Here is a 15,777-nt window from a genome sequence, read left to right as displayed (position 1 = left end):
GATGATCAGCATGTTCGAAGGCGTCGACGCGGTGATACTGGCAAGAGCCCAGTTCGCCTTCACCATGTCGTTCCACATCATCTTTCCGGCGTTCTCAATCGGGCTCGCCAGCTATCTCGCGGTGCTGGAGGCGCTGTGGCTGTGGACCGGCCGCGAGGTGTTCATCAACCTGTTCAACTATTGGCTCAAGATCTTCGCCATCGCCTTCGGCATGGGCGTGGTGTCGGGCATCGTGATGTCCTACCAGTTCGGCACCAACTGGTCGGTCTTCTCCGACAAGACCGGGCCGGTGATCGGCCCCTTGATGGCCTATGAGGTGCTGACCGCGTTCTTCCTCGAGGCCGGCTTCCTCGGCGTCATGCTGTTCGGGCTCGAGCGCGTCGGCCACCGGCTGCATTTCCTGGCCACGCTGATGGTGGCGATCGGCACACTGTTCTCGGCGTTCTGGATTCTGTCGGCCAACTCCTGGATGCAGACCCCGGCCGGCTACGCCATCAATACCGACGGCCAATTCATCGCCGCCGACTGGATGAAGGTCATCTTCAACCCATCCTTCCCCTATCGCCTCGTTCACATGGTGCTGGCCGCCTATCTCACCACGGCGCTGGTGGTCGGCGCGGTCGGCGCCTGGCACCTGCTGCGGGATTCTCATCTCGCCGGCCCGCGGGTGATGTTCTCCATGGCGATGTGGATGGCCACGCTGGTGGCGCCGCTGCAGATTTTTGCCGGCGACCAGCATGGCCTCAACACGCTGGAGCACCAGCCCGCCAAGCTGATGGCCATGGAAGGCCACTACCAGAGCCATCCCGACGGCGCGCCGCTGATCCTGTTCGGCCTGCCCGACCAGAAGGAGGCGAAAGTCAAATACGCCATCGAGGTCCCGAAGCTGGGATCGCTGATCCTGAAGCATGACATGAACGCGCCGATGGCCGGTCTCGACACCGTGCCGCGTGAAAACTGGCCGCCGGTGCCGGTCACCTTCTGGTCGTTCCGCATCATGGTGGGGATCGGCTTCCTGATGCTCGGCCTCGGGCTGCTGAGTCTGGCGATGCGCTGGCGCGGTGAGCTCTACCAGTCGCGCTTCCTGCATCTGTTCGCCATGGCCATGGGCCCGGCCGGCTTCGTCGCGGTGCTGGCAGGCTGGGTGACCACCGAGACCGGACGCCAGCCGTTCACCGTGTTCGGATTGCTGCGGACCGCCGACTCCACCTCGCCGCTGGCCGCACCGGCGGTGGCATCGTCGCTGATCGCCTTCGCGATCGTGTATTTCATCGTATTCACTGCCGGCGTCATCTACATCCTCAGGCTGATGGCCGCGCCGCCGCATCATGGCGAACAGGGCCCCCGCGGCGACGCGCCGGTGCGCGCCGCCGGCATCACCCCCGCAGCCGGCCACGCCGCCCAGGGACACGCATCATGATCGCCATCGATATCGCCACCGTCTGGGCCTTCATCATCGCCTTTGCCGTTTTCGTCTATGTGGTGATGGACGGCTTCGACCTTGGTCTCGGCATGCTGTTTCCGCTGTTTCCGAAGAAGGAAGACCGCGATGTGATGATGAATTCCGTCGCGCCGGTGTGGGACGGCAACGAGACCTGGCTGGTGCTCGGCGGCGGCGGGCTGATGGCCGCGTTTCCCTCGCTTATGCCGTGCTGATGCCGGCGCTGTACACGCCGATGATCGCCATGCTGCTCGGCCTGGTGTTTCGCGGCGTCGCCTTCGAATTCCGCTGGCGCACGCGGCGCGAACGCAATCTATGGGACTTCGCCTTTGCCGGCGGCTCGCTGCTGGCCACCATGGCGCAGGGCGTGGCGCTCGGCGCCATCCTGCAGGGCGTCGTCGTCAACGGCAGGCACTACGGCGGCGGCTGGTGGGACTGGCTGACGCCGTTCAGCATCCTCACCGGCGTCGCCCTGGTGATCGGCTACAGCCTGCTCGGCGCCACCTGGCTGGTGATGAAGACCGAGGGAGAACTGCGCGAACGCGCCTACATGCTGAGCTGGTGGCTGCTGTTCGCCATGCTGGGCGCCATCGGCGTGGTCAGCATCGCCACCCCGTTCCTCGACGTCGAATATGCGCGGCGCTGGTTCAACTGGCCGAACGTGCTGCTGACCGCGCCGGTGCCCGTTGCGGTCGCCGCCGTCACCGCGCTGCTGCTGCGCAGCCTTGCCAAGAGGCAGGACAACCGGCCGTTCTTCCTGTCGCTGACGCTGTTCGCGCTGTCCTATGCGGGCCTCGGCATCAGCATGTGGCCCTATATCGTGCCGCGCAGCATCACCATCTGGCAGGCCGCCGCTCCGGCCAGCAGCCAGATCTTCATGATCTGGGGCGTCGCCGTACTGGTTCCGATCATCCTCGCTTACACGGCCTGGGCCTATTACGTGTTTCGCGGCAAGGTCAGCGCCGGGACGGGCTATCACTGATGCCGCGTCTCGCGGAAACACCGCGACCGCTGTGGCAGCGCCTGCTGTGGTTTATTGCGCTGTGGGCCGCCGGCGTCGGCACCGTGACGATTGTAGGCTACGGCCTGCGGCTGTGGATCGGGAAATAGCTCCAGCTGTCATCGCCCGGCCGGCGCGCATTGCGCGCCGGGACCGGGCGATCCAGTATTCCGCGCGGCGTGTGGGACTGGGCGGAGGCCCGGCAAGGACCGCGTTCAAGCTGATGATGCCGGCGTTTACTGGGTCACCCGGTCCAGCGCGCAATTGCGCGCCGGCCGGGTGACGACAACGGAGCTTGCAGCATGAAGAACGCTGCAGTGCGTCCGGGACAGAGACCACTTCGCGGTCTCTGGTTCCGTTAACCACGCTGTGGTAGACCACGACGGTACGCCGAACCGGAGATTTTCGATGACCCACGTCCGACGCCCGACCTGGCTTTCGCTTGTTGCCGCGGCCGGCCTGATGTTGTCGGCCTCGCAATCCTTCGCGCAGCAGCCCGATGTCGGCGACCAGCCTGGCCTGATCCCCGATGACTCCGTGCAGCTCGAGCCGGAATTCCAGAAGACCATGGTGCTGTATCGCACCACCGAAGCGCCCGGCACCATCATCATCCAGACCGCCGAGCGGCATCTCTATGTGGTGCAGCCGGGCGGGCGCGCCATCCGCTATGGCATCGGTGTCGGTCGCGACGGCTTCACCTGGCAAGGCCTGCTGAAGATTTCGCGCAAGGCCGAGTGGCCGGACTGGACGCCGCCGCCGGAGATGATCGAACGCCAGCCCTATCTGCCGCGCTTCATGGCCGGCGGCCCCGGCAACCCGCTCGGCGCCCGCGCGCTGTATCTCGGCGCCACCGTGTACCGCATCCACGGCACCAACCGGCCCGACACGATCGGCACCGCGGTGTCGTCGGGCTGCTTCCGGCTGGTCAATTCCGACGTCGCCGACCTCTACGACCGCATCCCGGTCGGCACCAAGGTGATCGTGCGGCAGAAGCCCGAGCTGTAGCCCGCGGCCCCGCTGTTTTTCAAACCGAACTGTTTCCCGAATATCAGTGAGAGCATCATGTGGATGAAGCGGACCTTTGCGACCGGACTGGCCATCGGCCTCATCGTGGCCGCCGGCATCGCCGCCGCTGCCATCACCTATGAACGCTACGATACCAAGACGCTGAAGCGCACCATCCGCCGCGACGCCGTGCTGTGCGGCGTCAACACCGGCCTGCCGGGCTTCTCCTCGCCCGACGTCAGCGGCAACTGGGCCGGCTTCGACGTCGACTTCTGCCGCGCGGTGGCGGCAGCCATCTTCAACGATCCGAAGAAGGTGACCTTCGTGCCGCTCGACGCCACCGACCGCTTCAAGGAGCTGCAGAGCCGCAAGGTCGATATCCTCAGCCGCAACTCGACATGGAGCATGTCGCGCGAGACCAATTACGACCTGTATTTCCCAGCGGTGTCCTATTACGACGGCCAGAGCTTCATGGTGCCGAAGGCGCGCAGCATCGATTCCGCGCTGGAGCTCGACGGCAGCAAGATCTGCGTCCAGGACAACACCACCACGGCCTTGAACCTCGCCGACTTCTTCCGCGCCAACAACATCAAGTACACCGAGATGAAGTTCGCGAAGCTCGACGATGTGATGAAGGCCTACAATGCCGGCCAGTGCGACACATTCACCGCCGACGCCTCGCAGCTCTATGCGCTCAGGCTGACACTGGGCAAGCCGGACGAGCACGTTGTGCTGCCCGACGTGATCTCCAAGGAGCCGCTGGCGCCGGTGGTGCGGCAGCGCGACGACGACTGGATGATGATCGTCAAGTGGACGCTGTATGCCATGATCAACGCCGAAGAACTCGGCATCACCTCGAAGAACATCGACGAGGCCCTGAAGTCGAAGAAGCCCGACGTGATGCGGCTGGTCGGCACCGAAGGCGCCTATGGCGAGGATCTCGACCTCCCAAAGGACTGGGCGGCACGCATCATCCGCCATGTCGGCAATTACGGCGAAGTCTATGAGCGCAACGTCGGCACCGGCTCCAAGCTGCAGATCCCGCGCGGATTGAACCAGCTGTGGAGCGCCGGCGGCATCCAGTACGCGCCGCCGATCAGGTAGCTGCAACGCACGCAACTGTCATCGCCCGGCCTGCGCGCAATTGCGCGCCGGGACCGGGCGACCCAGTAAACGCTGTCGTCTGTGTTTACTGGGTCACCCGCCTTCGCGGGTGACGACAGCCCAGGGCTGACCCAAAAATAGCACCGAGAGGAAACACAATGCGTCTCAAGCTGCTTTCGCCGGACGACATGACCGCAGACCAGCGGGAGATCTACGACGAGTCCATCGCCAGCAAGCGCGGCCGGCCACCGGAGCCGATGTTCGCCTGGCTGCATAGTCCGGACATGGCGAAACAGGCGACGCGGCTCGGCGCTTTCCTGCGCTACGACACCTCGATGCCGGCGGCGGAATCCGAACTGGCGATCCTGGTCACCGCACGGCACTGGACCTCGCATTTCGAATGGTATGCCCACAAGAAGCTGGCGCTTGCCGGCGGCATGGATCCCGCCATCATCGAGGACATCCGCAATCGCCGCACGCCAAAACTGCCGGACGCGAGGTCGCAGGTGATCTATGACGTTGCCAAATCGCTGCACGAAGGCCACGGCGTCACCCAACCGCTCTATGACGCGGCGATCGGATTGCTCGGCGAGCGCGGCCTGGTCGAGATCATCGGGTTGTGCGGCTATTACACCATGGTGTCGATGACGCTGAATACGTTTGAGTTCGGCCTGCCGGACGGAGAAATATCCGAACTTGCGTAAGGGCGCGGCGCTGCCTAGATCGGCAGTAGACGTCGCACGGTTGGAGAGAGCATGCCCGATACCGCAACACCTATCGCCGCAGGAACCCGGATCGGGCATGTCCACCTGAAGGTGGCCGATCTCGACCACGCCATGGGATTCTATTGCGGCGTGCTCGGCTTCCAGCTCATGCAGCGTTACGGCGACCAGGCTGCGTTCATTTCAGCGGGCGGTTACCACCATCACATCGGCCTGAATACCTGGGAAAGCAAAGGCGGCCAGCCGCCGGCGGCGGGGACCACCGGCCTGTTTCACACCGCCATCCTGTATCCGACGCGCGCGGCGCTGGCCGACGCGCTGCACCGCGTGCGCGAGGCCGGCATCGAACTCGATGGTGCCAGCGACCACGGCGTCAGCGAAGCCTTGTACCTGCGCGACCCCGACCAGAACGGCGTCGAACTGTACTGGGATCGCCCCGAAGCGGATTGGCCGCGCGACGAAAGTGGCGGCATCGCCATGTTCACGCGACGGCTCGATCTCGCTGATCTGATGAAGCAGCGCGTGGCGTAGGCACCCGTCATTGCGGGGCGCCCTCCCGGCGCGGCCATGCCGTTCTTCCTCGGTACTTTCAGATCCGCTTGCCTACAGCGGCTGCGCCGACTTCCTTCGCACCAGGATCAATGCCGCCGCGATCAGTTGCAGGCTCATGCAGCCGTAGAACGGCAATGCGTAGCTGCCGGAGGCGTCGCGCAGATAGCCGATGATGCCCGGCGCAAAGGCGTAGGTGATCTGCGTCACCGCGGTGACCAGGCTGACCAGCACGCCGAACGAGCGCATGTCGAATTCGCGCTGCACGATCAACGCCGGCAAGGTGATGAGATTGCCGACGGAGAAGCCGAACAGCGCGCAGGCGAACAACAGCAGCGCCTCGTTATGCGAGTTGATCACGATGGCCAGCGCCACCGCCTGGCTGCAGAACGAGATCGCCGAGGCCAGCCGCTGGTTGAGCCGGTCGATTACCGTCGAGAACAGCACCCGCCCGACCACCGCCATCAGGGTCAACAGCGACACCGCCGCTGCGGCGCGCTCGCGGCCGACGACGGGATCGAGGTAGGAGATCAGGTGGACGATGAAGCCGACCTGGGCAAACAGCGTCAGCGCAAAGGCGACGGTCAGCGTCAGAAAGCCCGCGTCGCGCAGCGCCTGCGCCCGGACCCGCGCCGATGACGGCGCGTCGGCAGCGCCGGCCAGCACGCTATGGGCACGCATCGGCGGGCGGCCGACGAAAATGAGGATCACCGGCACCAGCACCACGACCATGGCGATGGCTGCGGCGAGCGTGGCGCGGGCGAATCCGAATCCTGATATCGCCGCCACCAGCAGCGGCACGCCGACGATGCCGCCGAAGCTGGCGCCGTTCAGCGCCAGGCTGATGGCCATGCCGCGCTTCCTGTCGAACCACAGGCCGAGGGTATTGGTGATGGCGCCGAGGCTGGTGCCGGCCCAGCCCAGCGCCAGCAGCGCGTTGACGGCATAGAGCTGCCACGGCGCCGTGATCTGGCCGAGCAGTACGGTGGCACTCGCCATCGCCGCCACCCCGACCAGCAAACAGGCGCGCGGACCGAATGCCTTCATGGCCTCGCTGAAGAAGGCCACCAGCAGGGCGCCGAACAGATAGAAGAAGGTGGTGGCTGTCGACACGGTGGAAGCCGGCCAGCCGTGCACGCGCTGCAACTCGGCGAGGTAGACGCTCTGGCCGTAGAAGCCGAGCGCCCAGCCGAAGGTTGCCACCGTGAAGCACACCCCCACGATGCGCCAGCCGTCATAGCGGAGCGACGCTTCGTCGGGTTGTGGGGCTGTCGCGTCCATGCCGGATCCGTTCTCGCCGCTCGATGGGTGGTGCTGCACTGCGTCTGCGACAACACGCCGCGCTGATCTATCATCCCCCGGGGATTAACCACCCGAAATACCGGCCAAAATCGGCCGGGACCGTCCTGACCGCACCGCACCGACTTAATGCGGCCTTGGCAGTGCGCTGTGGTCGCGCCATATGAAAGTATCCGACATGGAGGATTTCCGACCGTGAACGCCATCGCCGAATTGACTGGCCAGACCGACCGCTCGCTCTTGATTGTCGAGGACGACAAGCCGTTCCTGGAGCGGCTGTCGCGCGCGATGGAGACCCGCGGCTTCACCGTGACATCGTGCGACAGCGTCGCCGATGGCCTGTCGCAGATCGGCAAGGCGGCGCCGGCCTTCGCCGTGGTCGACCTGCGGCTCGGCGACGGCAACGGGCTCGACGTGGTCTCGGCGCTGAAACAGAAGCGCCCGGATGCCCGCGCCATCGTGCTGACCGGATACGGCAACATCGCTACCGCGGTCACCGCGGTGAAGATGGGCGCGGTCGACTATCTGTCGAAGCCGGCCGACGCCGACGATGTGGTCGCGGCGCTGCTGGCCAGCGGCGGCGAGAAATCCGAACTTCCGAACAACCCGATGTCGGCAGACCGCGTGCGCTGGGAACACATCCAGCGCATCTACGAGATGTGCGGCCGCAACGTCTCTGAAACCGCACGCCGCCTCAACATGCATCGTCGCACCCTGCAGCGCATTTTGGCCAAGCGCGCGCCGCGGTAATAGCCTGCAGCCGCAAACACGGCTGTCATCGCCCGGCCTGCGCGCACTTGCGCGCCAGGACCGGGCGACCCAGTAAACTCAGGCTTCAGTGATAAATCCGCAGCGCCGGTGTTTACTGGGTCACCCGCTTTCGCGGGTGATGACAATTGAGTGGAAGGCGGATGACTGCTTGATGTCCCGCAGACCGCCTACACCTCACCCACCACATCCCCATGCCCCTGCCCCTGCGGATCGATCAGCCGGTTGAGCCGCTGTGCCGCCGTGGTCGCAAACCGCAGCAGCATCAGTTTTCGCGTCGCCGCCGGCAGCCGATGCTCGGGCGCCTCGCAATGCAGATGCGCGCCATAGGCGTCGGCGACGATCAAACCGGTGTCGCCGGGAAAGATCTCGCATGGCGGGTCCTGGGTGAAGGCAAAGAACAGCCGGTCACAATGCGCGCGGTACTCCGGCCATTTTTGGTCGGCGCGCAGATCCGCCAGCGATGACTTGATCTCGACGATCCAGATCTCGCCGCGCTCGTTGACGGCAACCAGATCGGCGCGGCGGCCGGACGGCAATGCCACCTCACCGATGCAGGAAAAACCCAGCGTGCGCAGCCAGCGCGCGGTGCCGCGCGCGATCGCCAGCGCCGTCTCGGACTGACGGCGGTCCACGGGCGGCACGACGGCCAGTTGAACGGCTTGCGATTCCATTGCGACGAACCGTAGCCCATTTTGGGGCACAGCCCCAAGCGAGGCCCCTCGCCACAACAGCCGCAAATTTGCGCCGGCTGCGCCCCAATTTCGACCTCACGCGAACGTGAAGCCGATGGAACCTGAGTTCCGAGGGACGCTACCGGAGGAGAGCAACATGACGTCAGCCATTACCGCCCGCGCACTCGCGTTGGCGATCGCCGCACTGCCGTTGACGGCCGCCTTGTCAGCGGCACAGGCCAAACCCACCGTCGAGGTCGCGTTCGTGCTCGACACCACCGGCTCCATGAGCGGGCTGATCGAAGGCGCCAAGCGAAAGATCTGGTCGATCGCCACCACCATCCTCGACAGCAATCCCGATGCGGAGATCCGGATGGGTCTCGTAGCCTATCGCGACATCGGCGACGACTACGTGACGAAGACCTACGAGCTCACCACCGATATCCAGGATCTCTACGCCAACCTGCTCGAGGTGAAGGCGCGCGGCGGCGGCGACTGGCCGGAGAGCGTCAACGAGGCGCTCGATATCGCCGTCAACAAATTGCACTGGACCGACCGCAAGGACACCCGCCGCATCGTCTTCCTGGTCGGCGACGCGCCGCCGCACATGGACTATGCGCAGGACACCAAGTACCCGACCACGCTGGCCGTCGCCAGGCAGAAGGACATCATCGTCAACGCGGTCCTGGCCGGCAGCGCGCGCGACACCGAGCGGGTGTGGCAGGATATCGCCCAGCGCGGCGACGGCCGCTTCATTCCGATCCCGCAGGACGGCGGTCAGGTGGTGATCATCGAGACCCCGTATGACGAGGACATCATCATCCTGCAGAACGAGATCAACCGCACCGTGATCCCCTATGGCCCGGCGCCGATGCAGAAGCGCACCGAGGACCAGGCAAGGCAGCTGTCGAAGGTGGCGGCGGCGGCGCCGGCGCAGGCCTCCGACATGGCGAGCTACATCAACAAGCGCGCACGATCGACCTCCGAAGCCGTCACCGGTGGCGGAGACCTGGTCAGCGACGTCGCCGCCGGCAAGCAGAAGCTCGACGGCGTCAGGGAGGACGAGTTGCCGGACAGCCTGCGCCGGCTGGCGCCGGAGCAACGCGCCGCCGAACTCGAAACCCAGATGACGGCGCGCAAGGCGCTCAACGCCAAGCTCGCCGCTCTGGTGCAGAAGCGCGACAGCTACGTCGCCGTCCAGCGCGACAAGGCGCCGGCAAAAACGTCGTCATTCGATCGGGAAGTCGAGGCGACGCTGAAGGCGCAGTTGAAGAGGTAGTTCTTTCTTCCCCTCTCCCCCAAGCAGCGAAGCTGCGCAGGTGGGAGAGGGCCCCTGTGGGCGCAGCTTGCGTGCACCAACACCGCCCCAATTTTCCCCTTCACACTCCCGCAAAAATCAGCATTGTGGCGCGATGACACAAGAAACCGAGACCAAAGCCAAAGCCGGCGCGGTGATCATTCCAGTGACCCTGTTCCAGCAGAACTGCATGCTGCTATGGGACGAGGCCACGCGGCAGGCCGTCGTGATCGATCCCGGCGGCGACGTGCCGCTGATCCAGCAGGCTATCGCCAAGGCAAATGTGAATGTCGAGCAGATCTGGCTGACCCATGGTCATATCGACCATGTCGGAGGCGCCGCCGAGTTGCGCGAGGCGCTGAAGGTGCCGATCACCGGCCCCCATATCGCCGACAAGTTCTTCTTCGATCTGGTCGAAGAGAGCGGCCACAAATACGGCATGACCGGCATGCGCAACTTCCAACCGGACAGCTGGCTCAAGGAAGGCGACCGCGTCAGCGTTGGCGGGCTGAACTTCGACATCCTGCATTGCCCCGGCCATTCGCCCGGCAGTGTCGTGTATTATGAAAAATCGATGCGTTTCGCCCATGTGGGCGACGTGCTGTTCGCCGGCTCGGTCGGCCGCAGCGACATTCCCGGCGGCAACCACGACACGTTGATCCAGTCGATCACCGACAAGCTGCTGCCGCTCGGCGACGATGTCGGCTTCATCTGCGGCCATGGCCCGGGCTCCAGCATCGGCCAGGAGCGCATGACCAATCCGTTCCTCACCGGCGCGGCGTAACCTCGGCGCCGGTTCGATGGATCATTCGACGTAGCTGGGGTCGCACCATTTCTCGATATTGGACGAGGCGATGGTCTGCTTCGGCTGATACGGGTTCAGGGTGCCCGCACTGGCGGTCCACCCCTTGGCCAGGATCTGCTTGGCGAACAGCTTGGCGTCGATCTCGGACTTGAAGGTCTTGGTCGAACGCACGGTGCCATTGCCGCGGTCATCGGACTTCACGGACTTGTCGGGGCCAAAGGCCACATACCAGATATCGGGCTTCGTCATGAGGCCACAACGCGCTCCGCGCCGTCTGGTTCCATTGTGTCGTAATGTCGCTTGGTAATTGGGCAGACGCCGCGCGGCGGCGGCGAAGCCGCAAAATGTCCCGCTGCCCGCGCAACGGATTGTTCCCTCGCGACTTGCCCCACGCGCGATCTTCGCGCCATCAGGGGGACTGCTATGCACATGTCGAACGAAAGTATTCTGGTCATTCTACTGGTGGGCCTTGTCGCCGGCTGGCTCGCCGGCCAGATCGTGCGCGGCACCGGCTTCGGCATTCTCGGCGACATCCTGGTCGGCATCCTCGGCGCGCTGGTCGCCAGCCTGCTGTTTCCCAAGCTGGGCATCCGCCTCGGCACCGGACTGATCTCGGAAATCATCTATTCGGCGATCGGCGCTGTCATCCTGCTGCTGGTGGTGCGCCTGGTGCGCGGCAGGGGGCGATTCTAGTACTGTCCGATCGGACTGACTGTTCCCTCTCCCCGCCTTGCGAAGCAAAGCTTCCCAGGCGGGGAGAGGGAGCGGCTTCTACTGCTTCAGCGGCCGCGGTGTGACGATGTCCCAGGCGAGTCCGAGCTTCGCCAACAGCCGGATGGTGAGGTAGGTGGTATCGATCTCCCACCAGCGATGGCCGTGGCGGGCCGAGCGCTGATCGGCATGGTGATTGTTGTGCCAGCCCTCGCCGTGGGCGAGCAGGCCGACGAACCAGTTGTTGCGGCTGTCCTCGTCCGTGGCATAGCTGCGATAGCCCCACATGTGGGTCAGTGAATTCACCGCCCATGTCTGGTGCCAGACGAATACGGTACGTACGAACACGCCCCACACCACGAAGCTCAGCGCGAACGGCAAGGCATCGGCCCACGCCTGATCCTGCATCAGCGCGATGGCGAGGCCAACGAGGAAAAACAGGTTGATCTGGATCAGCACGATCTTGAGCTGCCAGAAATTACGCTCCAGCGCGACGTAGAACGGATCGCGCAGAATGTCCTTGGCGTAGCGATCGTAAATGCCGAGACGAGACAGGTCCGGGTTCTTCACCAGCAGCCAGCCGATATGGCCCCACAGGAATCCGGCGAGCGGACTGTGCGGGTCGGGCTGTTCGTCGGATTTCTCGTGATGGCGGCGATGCACCGCCACCCAGCGCGCCGGCGTATCCTCGGCACAGCAGATCGCGATGACCACCAACGTATGCTCGAGCCATTTCGGGCATTTGAAACCGCGATGCGTCAGCAGCCGGTGATAGCCGATATTGATGCCGAGCAACCCGGACAGCCGCGCGGCGACGATCGCGACGATCACCGCGGTCAATTGAAAAACGTCGGCAGCAGCGCGAGCAGCGCCAGCGCGTGAAAACTGGCGATGGTGACCGTGTTGACCCAGTCGACGCGCCAAGGCCGGACGCCTTCTGGCAATGCAATGCGTGGATGGGTGACGTCCGATTGCGCAGCAATCTGTGACGGAATTTCGAAAGCGACGGCGGAGGCTGCGGGTTCGCGATTTGAGGCTGCCACGTCACTCCTGAATTCGGGGCCGAGAGCCGCCGACAACACAATGATTCGCACAACGAGCTGTGCGCCAGATTGTGCTTCCTGACCAGAGCGGCACCGTTTGTCAGGTCGCAAACAAATCAGGCCGCCCGAAGGCGGCCTGATCATTTGACGAAGAATATGTCGCTGTTATTCGACGATTTCGACAATGCGACGGGTACCGGGCTCGACCAGCACGGTGCGACCGTTGACCACAGTGTAACGGTAATTCGAGGCGCCGTATTCCTGCGGCACGTCGTAATACGTCACGCCATCGCCGGGCAGTACCGCGCCGACACGGACTTCGTCACGATACTGATAGGACGGGCGGTGCTGTTCCACGACGTAGGAGCGGAACCGGGGACGCTGGTCGACACCGAGCACGCCGGCCACGCCGCCGACAACGCCGCCGATGGTTCCGCCGACGATGGCGCCCACCGGCCCGGCTGCGCGCTCGCCATCCCGGGCGCCGCGCTCAATGCCGCCGGGGACGCCCTGGGCCTGAGCGATTGCGGGAACTGCCAAAGTGGCGACAATGGCAGCGGTTCCGAGAATGCGACGAATCATGATGTTCTCCTTTGAAGCGATCGGGTGACCGTTCGAATTGCGCAGGACAAGTGCCCGCGCTGCGATAGGTTCCAGGGGAACTTGACGTGACCGATGAAGGCCTGTTCGAGCCACTCGTTGCCCTGCAAGCGGGAAATGACCGCGCTGCATTTCAAGTGAGCGGGCCGGAGTCTGGCCGCGGCACGTGCCGCAGGACTCGTTGCTATTTCGCGACCATGTCGCGAATCCGTTGCGACAGGTTGTCGAGGTCGAACGGCTTGGTAATCATCTCCATGCCGGGCTGCAGGAAGCCGTCGGCGATGGCGACGCTTTCGGCGTAGCCGGTGATGAACAGGATCTTCAGCCGCGGCCGGGTCTCGCGCGCCTGATCCGCGAGCTGGCGGCCGTTCATGCCGGGCAGGCCGACATCGGTGATCAACAGGTCGATCCGCGCCTCGTCGCGCAGAACCCGCAGCCCGGACGGACCGTCAACCGCCTCGAACACACGATAGCCCTGCTCGTGCAGCATCTCGACGATGACGCCGCGCACCACCGGCTCGTCCTCGACCACCAGCACGGTTTCGCCGGCGGCGGCATGGATATCGGCACCGACAGAGGCGGCGGGATACACGGTGGCCTCGCCGTGATGGCGCGGCAGATAGAGTTTCACCGTGGTGCCACGACCGGGCGCACTGTCGATGCTGACGTGGCCGTTGGACTGCCGCGCAAAACCGTAGATCATCGACAGGCCGAGCCCGGTGCCCTGCCCTATCGGCTTGGTGGTGAAGAACGGGTCGAAGGCGCGGGCCACGACTTCGGCGCTCATGCCGGCCCCGGTGTCGGTCACGGATATGCAGATGTAGTCGCCGGGCAGCAGCGCCGGATTGGCGGCGTTGAGGGCGGCAACGACGATATTGACGGTGGCAATGGTGAGCCTGCCGCCGTCGGGCATGGCGTCGCGGGCATTGATGGCGAGGTTGAGCAGCGCGTTTTCCAGCTGGTTCGGATCGCACAAGGTCAGCCAGAGATCCTTCGCTGTGACGATGTCGAGATCGAGCACCTCGCCGATGGTCCGGCGCAGCAGATCTTCCAGCGACACCACCAGCGCGTTGGCGTCGACCGTTTTCGGTATCAGTGGCTGGCGCCGTGCGAAGGCCAGCAGGCGATGGGTCAGCGCAGCCGCGCGATTGGCCGAGGTCATCGCGGCTTCGATATAGCGCTCGACATTCTCGGTGCGGCCCTGCTTGAGGCGGGTCTGCATCAGATCCAGCGAACCGACGATGCCGGTCAGCAGATTGTTGAAGTCGTGGGCGATGCCGCCGGTGAGCTGGCCGACGGCTTCCATCTTCTGCGACTGGCGCAACGCCTCCTCGGCCGCCTTGAGGCGCTCGCTCGCGGCCTTCTCGGAAGTGATGTCGCGGGCCACGGCGTAGATCTTGTCGCCGTCAACCACGGCCGTCCAGGACAGCCATCGGTAGGAGCCATCCTTGTGGCGAAACCGGTGCTCGAAGCGCACGGTCGGCTGGCCCGACGACAGCTTGCGCTGGACTTCGGATCGCGAGGTGTCCTGGTCGTCGGGATGGTCGAGCCATTCCGAGGTGCGGTTCAGCAATTCGTCTTCCTGCCAGCCCAGCGTGCGGGTCCATGCCGGGTTGATGCTGCGCCAGGTGCCGTCGCGATCGGCCACCAGCAGCAGATCCTGCGACACGTCCCAGATGCGGTCGCGCTCGCGGGTTTTCTCGAGCACGCGCTGCGCCAGCGTCGCATTGAGTTCGGCAAGTTCGGCGGCAAGCTTGCGCGACTGTTCCTCGCTCTGCCGCAACGCCTGCTCGGCCTGCATCTGCTCGGTGACGTCGGTATGGGCACCAACCAGCCGGATCGCACGCCCGTCGGCATCGCGCTCGATCAGGGACTTCACCGAGATCCAGCGCACCTCGCCGTCGCTCGGGCGGATGATCCGGTACTGCACCGTGTAGTCGCTCACGCCCGATGCGACGGCATCGCGAAACTTGCGGTCGGTGGCTTCGCGGTCGTCGGGATGGATGCGCTTGACCCAGTCGTCATGGGTCTCGTTGACAGCATCCGGCGGCAGGCCATGCACCAGCAGATATTCCGGCGAGCGACGATTACGGAAACCGGTGCGCAGGTCGACCTCGAGTCCGCCGATGCGGCCGATCTGCTGCACCCGCGCTAGCTCAGCCTCGCGTTCGCGCAGCGCGACGGTGGCAAGATGCTGTTCGGTGACGTCGCGGCACACCACCAGCACGCCGCCGATGCCGTCATCCTGATCGATCGGGCTGTAGCTGTAGGTCCAGTAGACCTGCTCGAGCTTGCCGTGACGGGTAACCGGGACCAACTGGTTCTCGTGCCAGGTGGCGCCGCCGCCCGACATCACCTGTTCGATCTGCGGGCCGATGATCGGCCAGATCTCCGCCCAGCAGTCGCGACCGCGCTGGCCCAGCGCCGAGGGGTGGCGCTCCGGACCCATGGTCTGGCGGTAGGCGTCGTTATAGAACTGGATCAGCTCCGGACCCCACCAGACGAACATCGGGTGGTTGGTGTTGAGCACAATGCGGATCGCGGTGCGCAAGCTTTGCGGCCAGAATTCCGGGACGCCGATCGGGCTCGACGCCCAGTCGTAGGCGCGCATCAACGCGCCCATCTCGCCGCCACCGGCGAGAAAGTCTTCGGAACCCGACCTGTTGATGTCCAGCATTGTTACGCAATCACGAGCGAAATCTCGGCGTCAGACTAGCCGGGAAAACTTAACCGCCTGCACTGACCGGTGCAAATCGCGG

17 protein-coding genes and 1 pseudogene are annotated in these 15,777 nt (G+C 64.8%); 11 read left to right on the top strand and 7 right to left on the bottom strand.

What is annotated here, in order from left to right:
- The first annotated feature begins 10 nt into the window (after positions 1-10).
- The 7 genes and pseudogenes from ONR75_RS02840 to ONR75_RS02810 all read left to right on the top strand — a co-directional run bounded on the left by ONR75_RS02840 (position 11) and on the right by ONR75_RS02810 (position 5,803).
- On the top strand, positions 11-1,420 hold the full coding sequence (locus ONR75_RS02840; RefSeq protein WP_265081288.1) for a cytochrome ubiquinol oxidase subunit I: 1,410 nt from the start codon (positions 11-13) through the stop codon (positions 1,418-1,420).
- Positions 1,417-2,423, top strand: a pseudogene (gene cydB, locus ONR75_RS02835) (cytochrome d ubiquinol oxidase subunit II). Before ONR75_RS02840 ends, cydB begins: the two are co-directional and overlap by 4 nt.
- The gene (locus ONR75_RS02830) at positions 2,423-2,551 is read left to right on the top strand and encodes a DUF2474 domain-containing protein (protein ID WP_265081287.1); all 129 of its coding nucleotides are present in this window, start codon (positions 2,423-2,425) and stop codon (positions 2,549-2,551) included. Before cydB ends, ONR75_RS02830 begins: the two are co-directional and overlap by 1 nt.
- Before the next feature lie 298 nt (positions 2,552-2,849).
- Positions 2,850-3,446 carry a L,D-transpeptidase gene (locus ONR75_RS02825; RefSeq protein WP_265081286.1) on the top strand — a complete coding sequence of 199 codons (597 nt, stop codon included), beginning with the start codon at positions 2,850-2,852 and terminating at the stop codon, positions 3,444-3,446.
- A 63-nt stretch (positions 3,447-3,509) separates the two neighbouring features.
- Positions 3,510-4,550, top strand: a complete 1,041-nt coding sequence (locus ONR75_RS02820) for an amino acid ABC transporter substrate-binding protein (protein WP_265083510.1) — start codon at positions 3,510-3,512, stop codon at positions 4,548-4,550.
- A 158-nt stretch (positions 4,551-4,708) separates the two neighbouring features.
- The gene (locus tag ONR75_RS02815) at positions 4,709-5,254 is read left to right on the top strand and encodes a carboxymuconolactone decarboxylase family protein (RefSeq protein ID WP_265081285.1); all 546 of its coding nucleotides are present in this window, start codon (positions 4,709-4,711) and stop codon (positions 5,252-5,254) included.
- Between the two features lie 51 nt (positions 5,255-5,305).
- Entirely contained in the window at positions 5,306-5,803 is a 498-nt protein-coding gene (locus ONR75_RS02810; RefSeq protein WP_265081284.1) for a VOC family protein, read from the top strand.
- A 72-nt stretch (positions 5,804-5,875) separates the two neighbouring features.
- Here the strand turns inward: ONR75_RS02810 and ONR75_RS02805 are convergent, their stop codons facing one another.
- Complete coding sequence (locus tag ONR75_RS02805) at positions 5,876-7,102, bottom strand: MFS transporter (protein ID WP_265081283.1); 1,227 nt, start codon at positions 7,100-7,102, stop codon at positions 5,876-5,878.
- A 213-nt stretch (positions 7,103-7,315) separates the two neighbouring features.
- Here ONR75_RS02805 and ONR75_RS02800 point away from each other — a divergent pair, with 213 nt between their 5' ends.
- Positions 7,316-7,870, top strand: coding sequence for an ActR/PrrA/RegA family redox response regulator transcription factor (locus ONR75_RS02800; RefSeq protein WP_265081282.1), 555 nt, complete (start codon positions 7,316-7,318; stop codon positions 7,868-7,870).
- A 188-nt stretch (positions 7,871-8,058) separates the two neighbouring features.
- Here the strand turns inward: ONR75_RS02800 and ONR75_RS02795 are convergent, their stop codons facing one another.
- Positions 8,059-8,562, bottom strand: a complete 504-nt coding sequence (locus ONR75_RS02795; RefSeq protein WP_265081281.1) for an MmcB family DNA repair protein — start codon at positions 8,560-8,562, stop codon at positions 8,059-8,061.
- Between the two features lie 157 nt (positions 8,563-8,719).
- On the opposite strand from ONR75_RS02795, the gene ONR75_RS02790 reads away from it, so the two are divergent.
- Both ONR75_RS02790 and ONR75_RS02785 read left to right on the top strand, forming a co-directional pair.
- The gene (locus tag ONR75_RS02790) at positions 8,720-9,841 is read left to right on the top strand and encodes a vWA domain-containing protein (RefSeq protein WP_265081280.1); all 1,122 of its coding nucleotides are present in this window, start codon (positions 8,720-8,722) and stop codon (positions 9,839-9,841) included.
- Between the two features lie 133 nt (positions 9,842-9,974).
- Entirely contained in the window at positions 9,975-10,643 is a 669-nt protein-coding gene (locus ONR75_RS02785; RefSeq protein WP_265081279.1) for an MBL fold metallo-hydrolase, read from the top strand.
- Between the two features lie 21 nt (positions 10,644-10,664).
- On the opposite strand, the gene ONR75_RS02780 is transcribed toward ONR75_RS02785, so the two are convergent.
- Complete coding sequence (locus tag ONR75_RS02780) at positions 10,665-10,913, bottom strand: hypothetical protein (protein ID WP_265081278.1); 249 nt, start codon at positions 10,911-10,913, stop codon at positions 10,665-10,667.
- 174 nt (positions 10,914-11,087) lie between these two features.
- On the opposite strand from ONR75_RS02780, the gene ONR75_RS02775 reads away from it, so the two are divergent.
- Complete coding sequence (locus ONR75_RS02775) at positions 11,088-11,357, top strand: GlsB/YeaQ/YmgE family stress response membrane protein (protein WP_265081277.1); 270 nt, start codon at positions 11,088-11,090, stop codon at positions 11,355-11,357.
- Positions 11,358-11,435: 78 nt separating this feature from the next.
- On the opposite strand, the gene ONR75_RS02770 is transcribed toward ONR75_RS02775, so the two are convergent.
- The 4 genes from ONR75_RS02770 to ONR75_RS02755 all read right to left on the bottom strand — a co-directional run bounded on the left by ONR75_RS02770 (position 11,436) and on the right by ONR75_RS02755 (position 15,695).
- Positions 11,436-12,206 (bottom strand): acyl-CoA desaturase, encoded by a 771-nt coding sequence (locus tag ONR75_RS02770; RefSeq protein ID WP_265083509.1) that lies wholly within the window; start codon positions 12,204-12,206, stop codon positions 11,436-11,438.
- Positions 12,207-12,211: 5 nt separating this feature from the next.
- Positions 12,212-12,418, bottom strand: coding sequence for a hypothetical protein (locus ONR75_RS02765; RefSeq protein WP_265081276.1), 207 nt, complete (start codon positions 12,416-12,418; stop codon positions 12,212-12,214).
- A 165-nt stretch (positions 12,419-12,583) separates the two neighbouring features.
- Entirely contained in the window at positions 12,584-13,000 is a 417-nt protein-coding gene (locus ONR75_RS02760; protein ID WP_265081275.1) for a DUF1236 domain-containing protein, read from the bottom strand.
- A 202-nt stretch (positions 13,001-13,202) separates the two neighbouring features.
- The gene (locus ONR75_RS02755; RefSeq protein ID WP_265081274.1) at positions 13,203-15,695 is read right to left on the bottom strand and encodes a PAS domain-containing protein; all 2,493 of its coding nucleotides are present in this window, start codon (positions 15,693-15,695) and stop codon (positions 13,203-13,205) included.
- Positions 15,696-15,777 lie beyond the last annotated feature (82 nt).

The organism is Rhodopseudomonas sp. P2A-2r, from assembly GCF_026015985.1.
Classification (GTDB): Bacteria; Pseudomonadota; Alphaproteobacteria; order Rhizobiales; family Xanthobacteraceae; genus Tardiphaga.
Note: the sequence above shows the minus strand (reverse complement) of the source record. Positions and strands in the feature narration are given on the sequence as shown.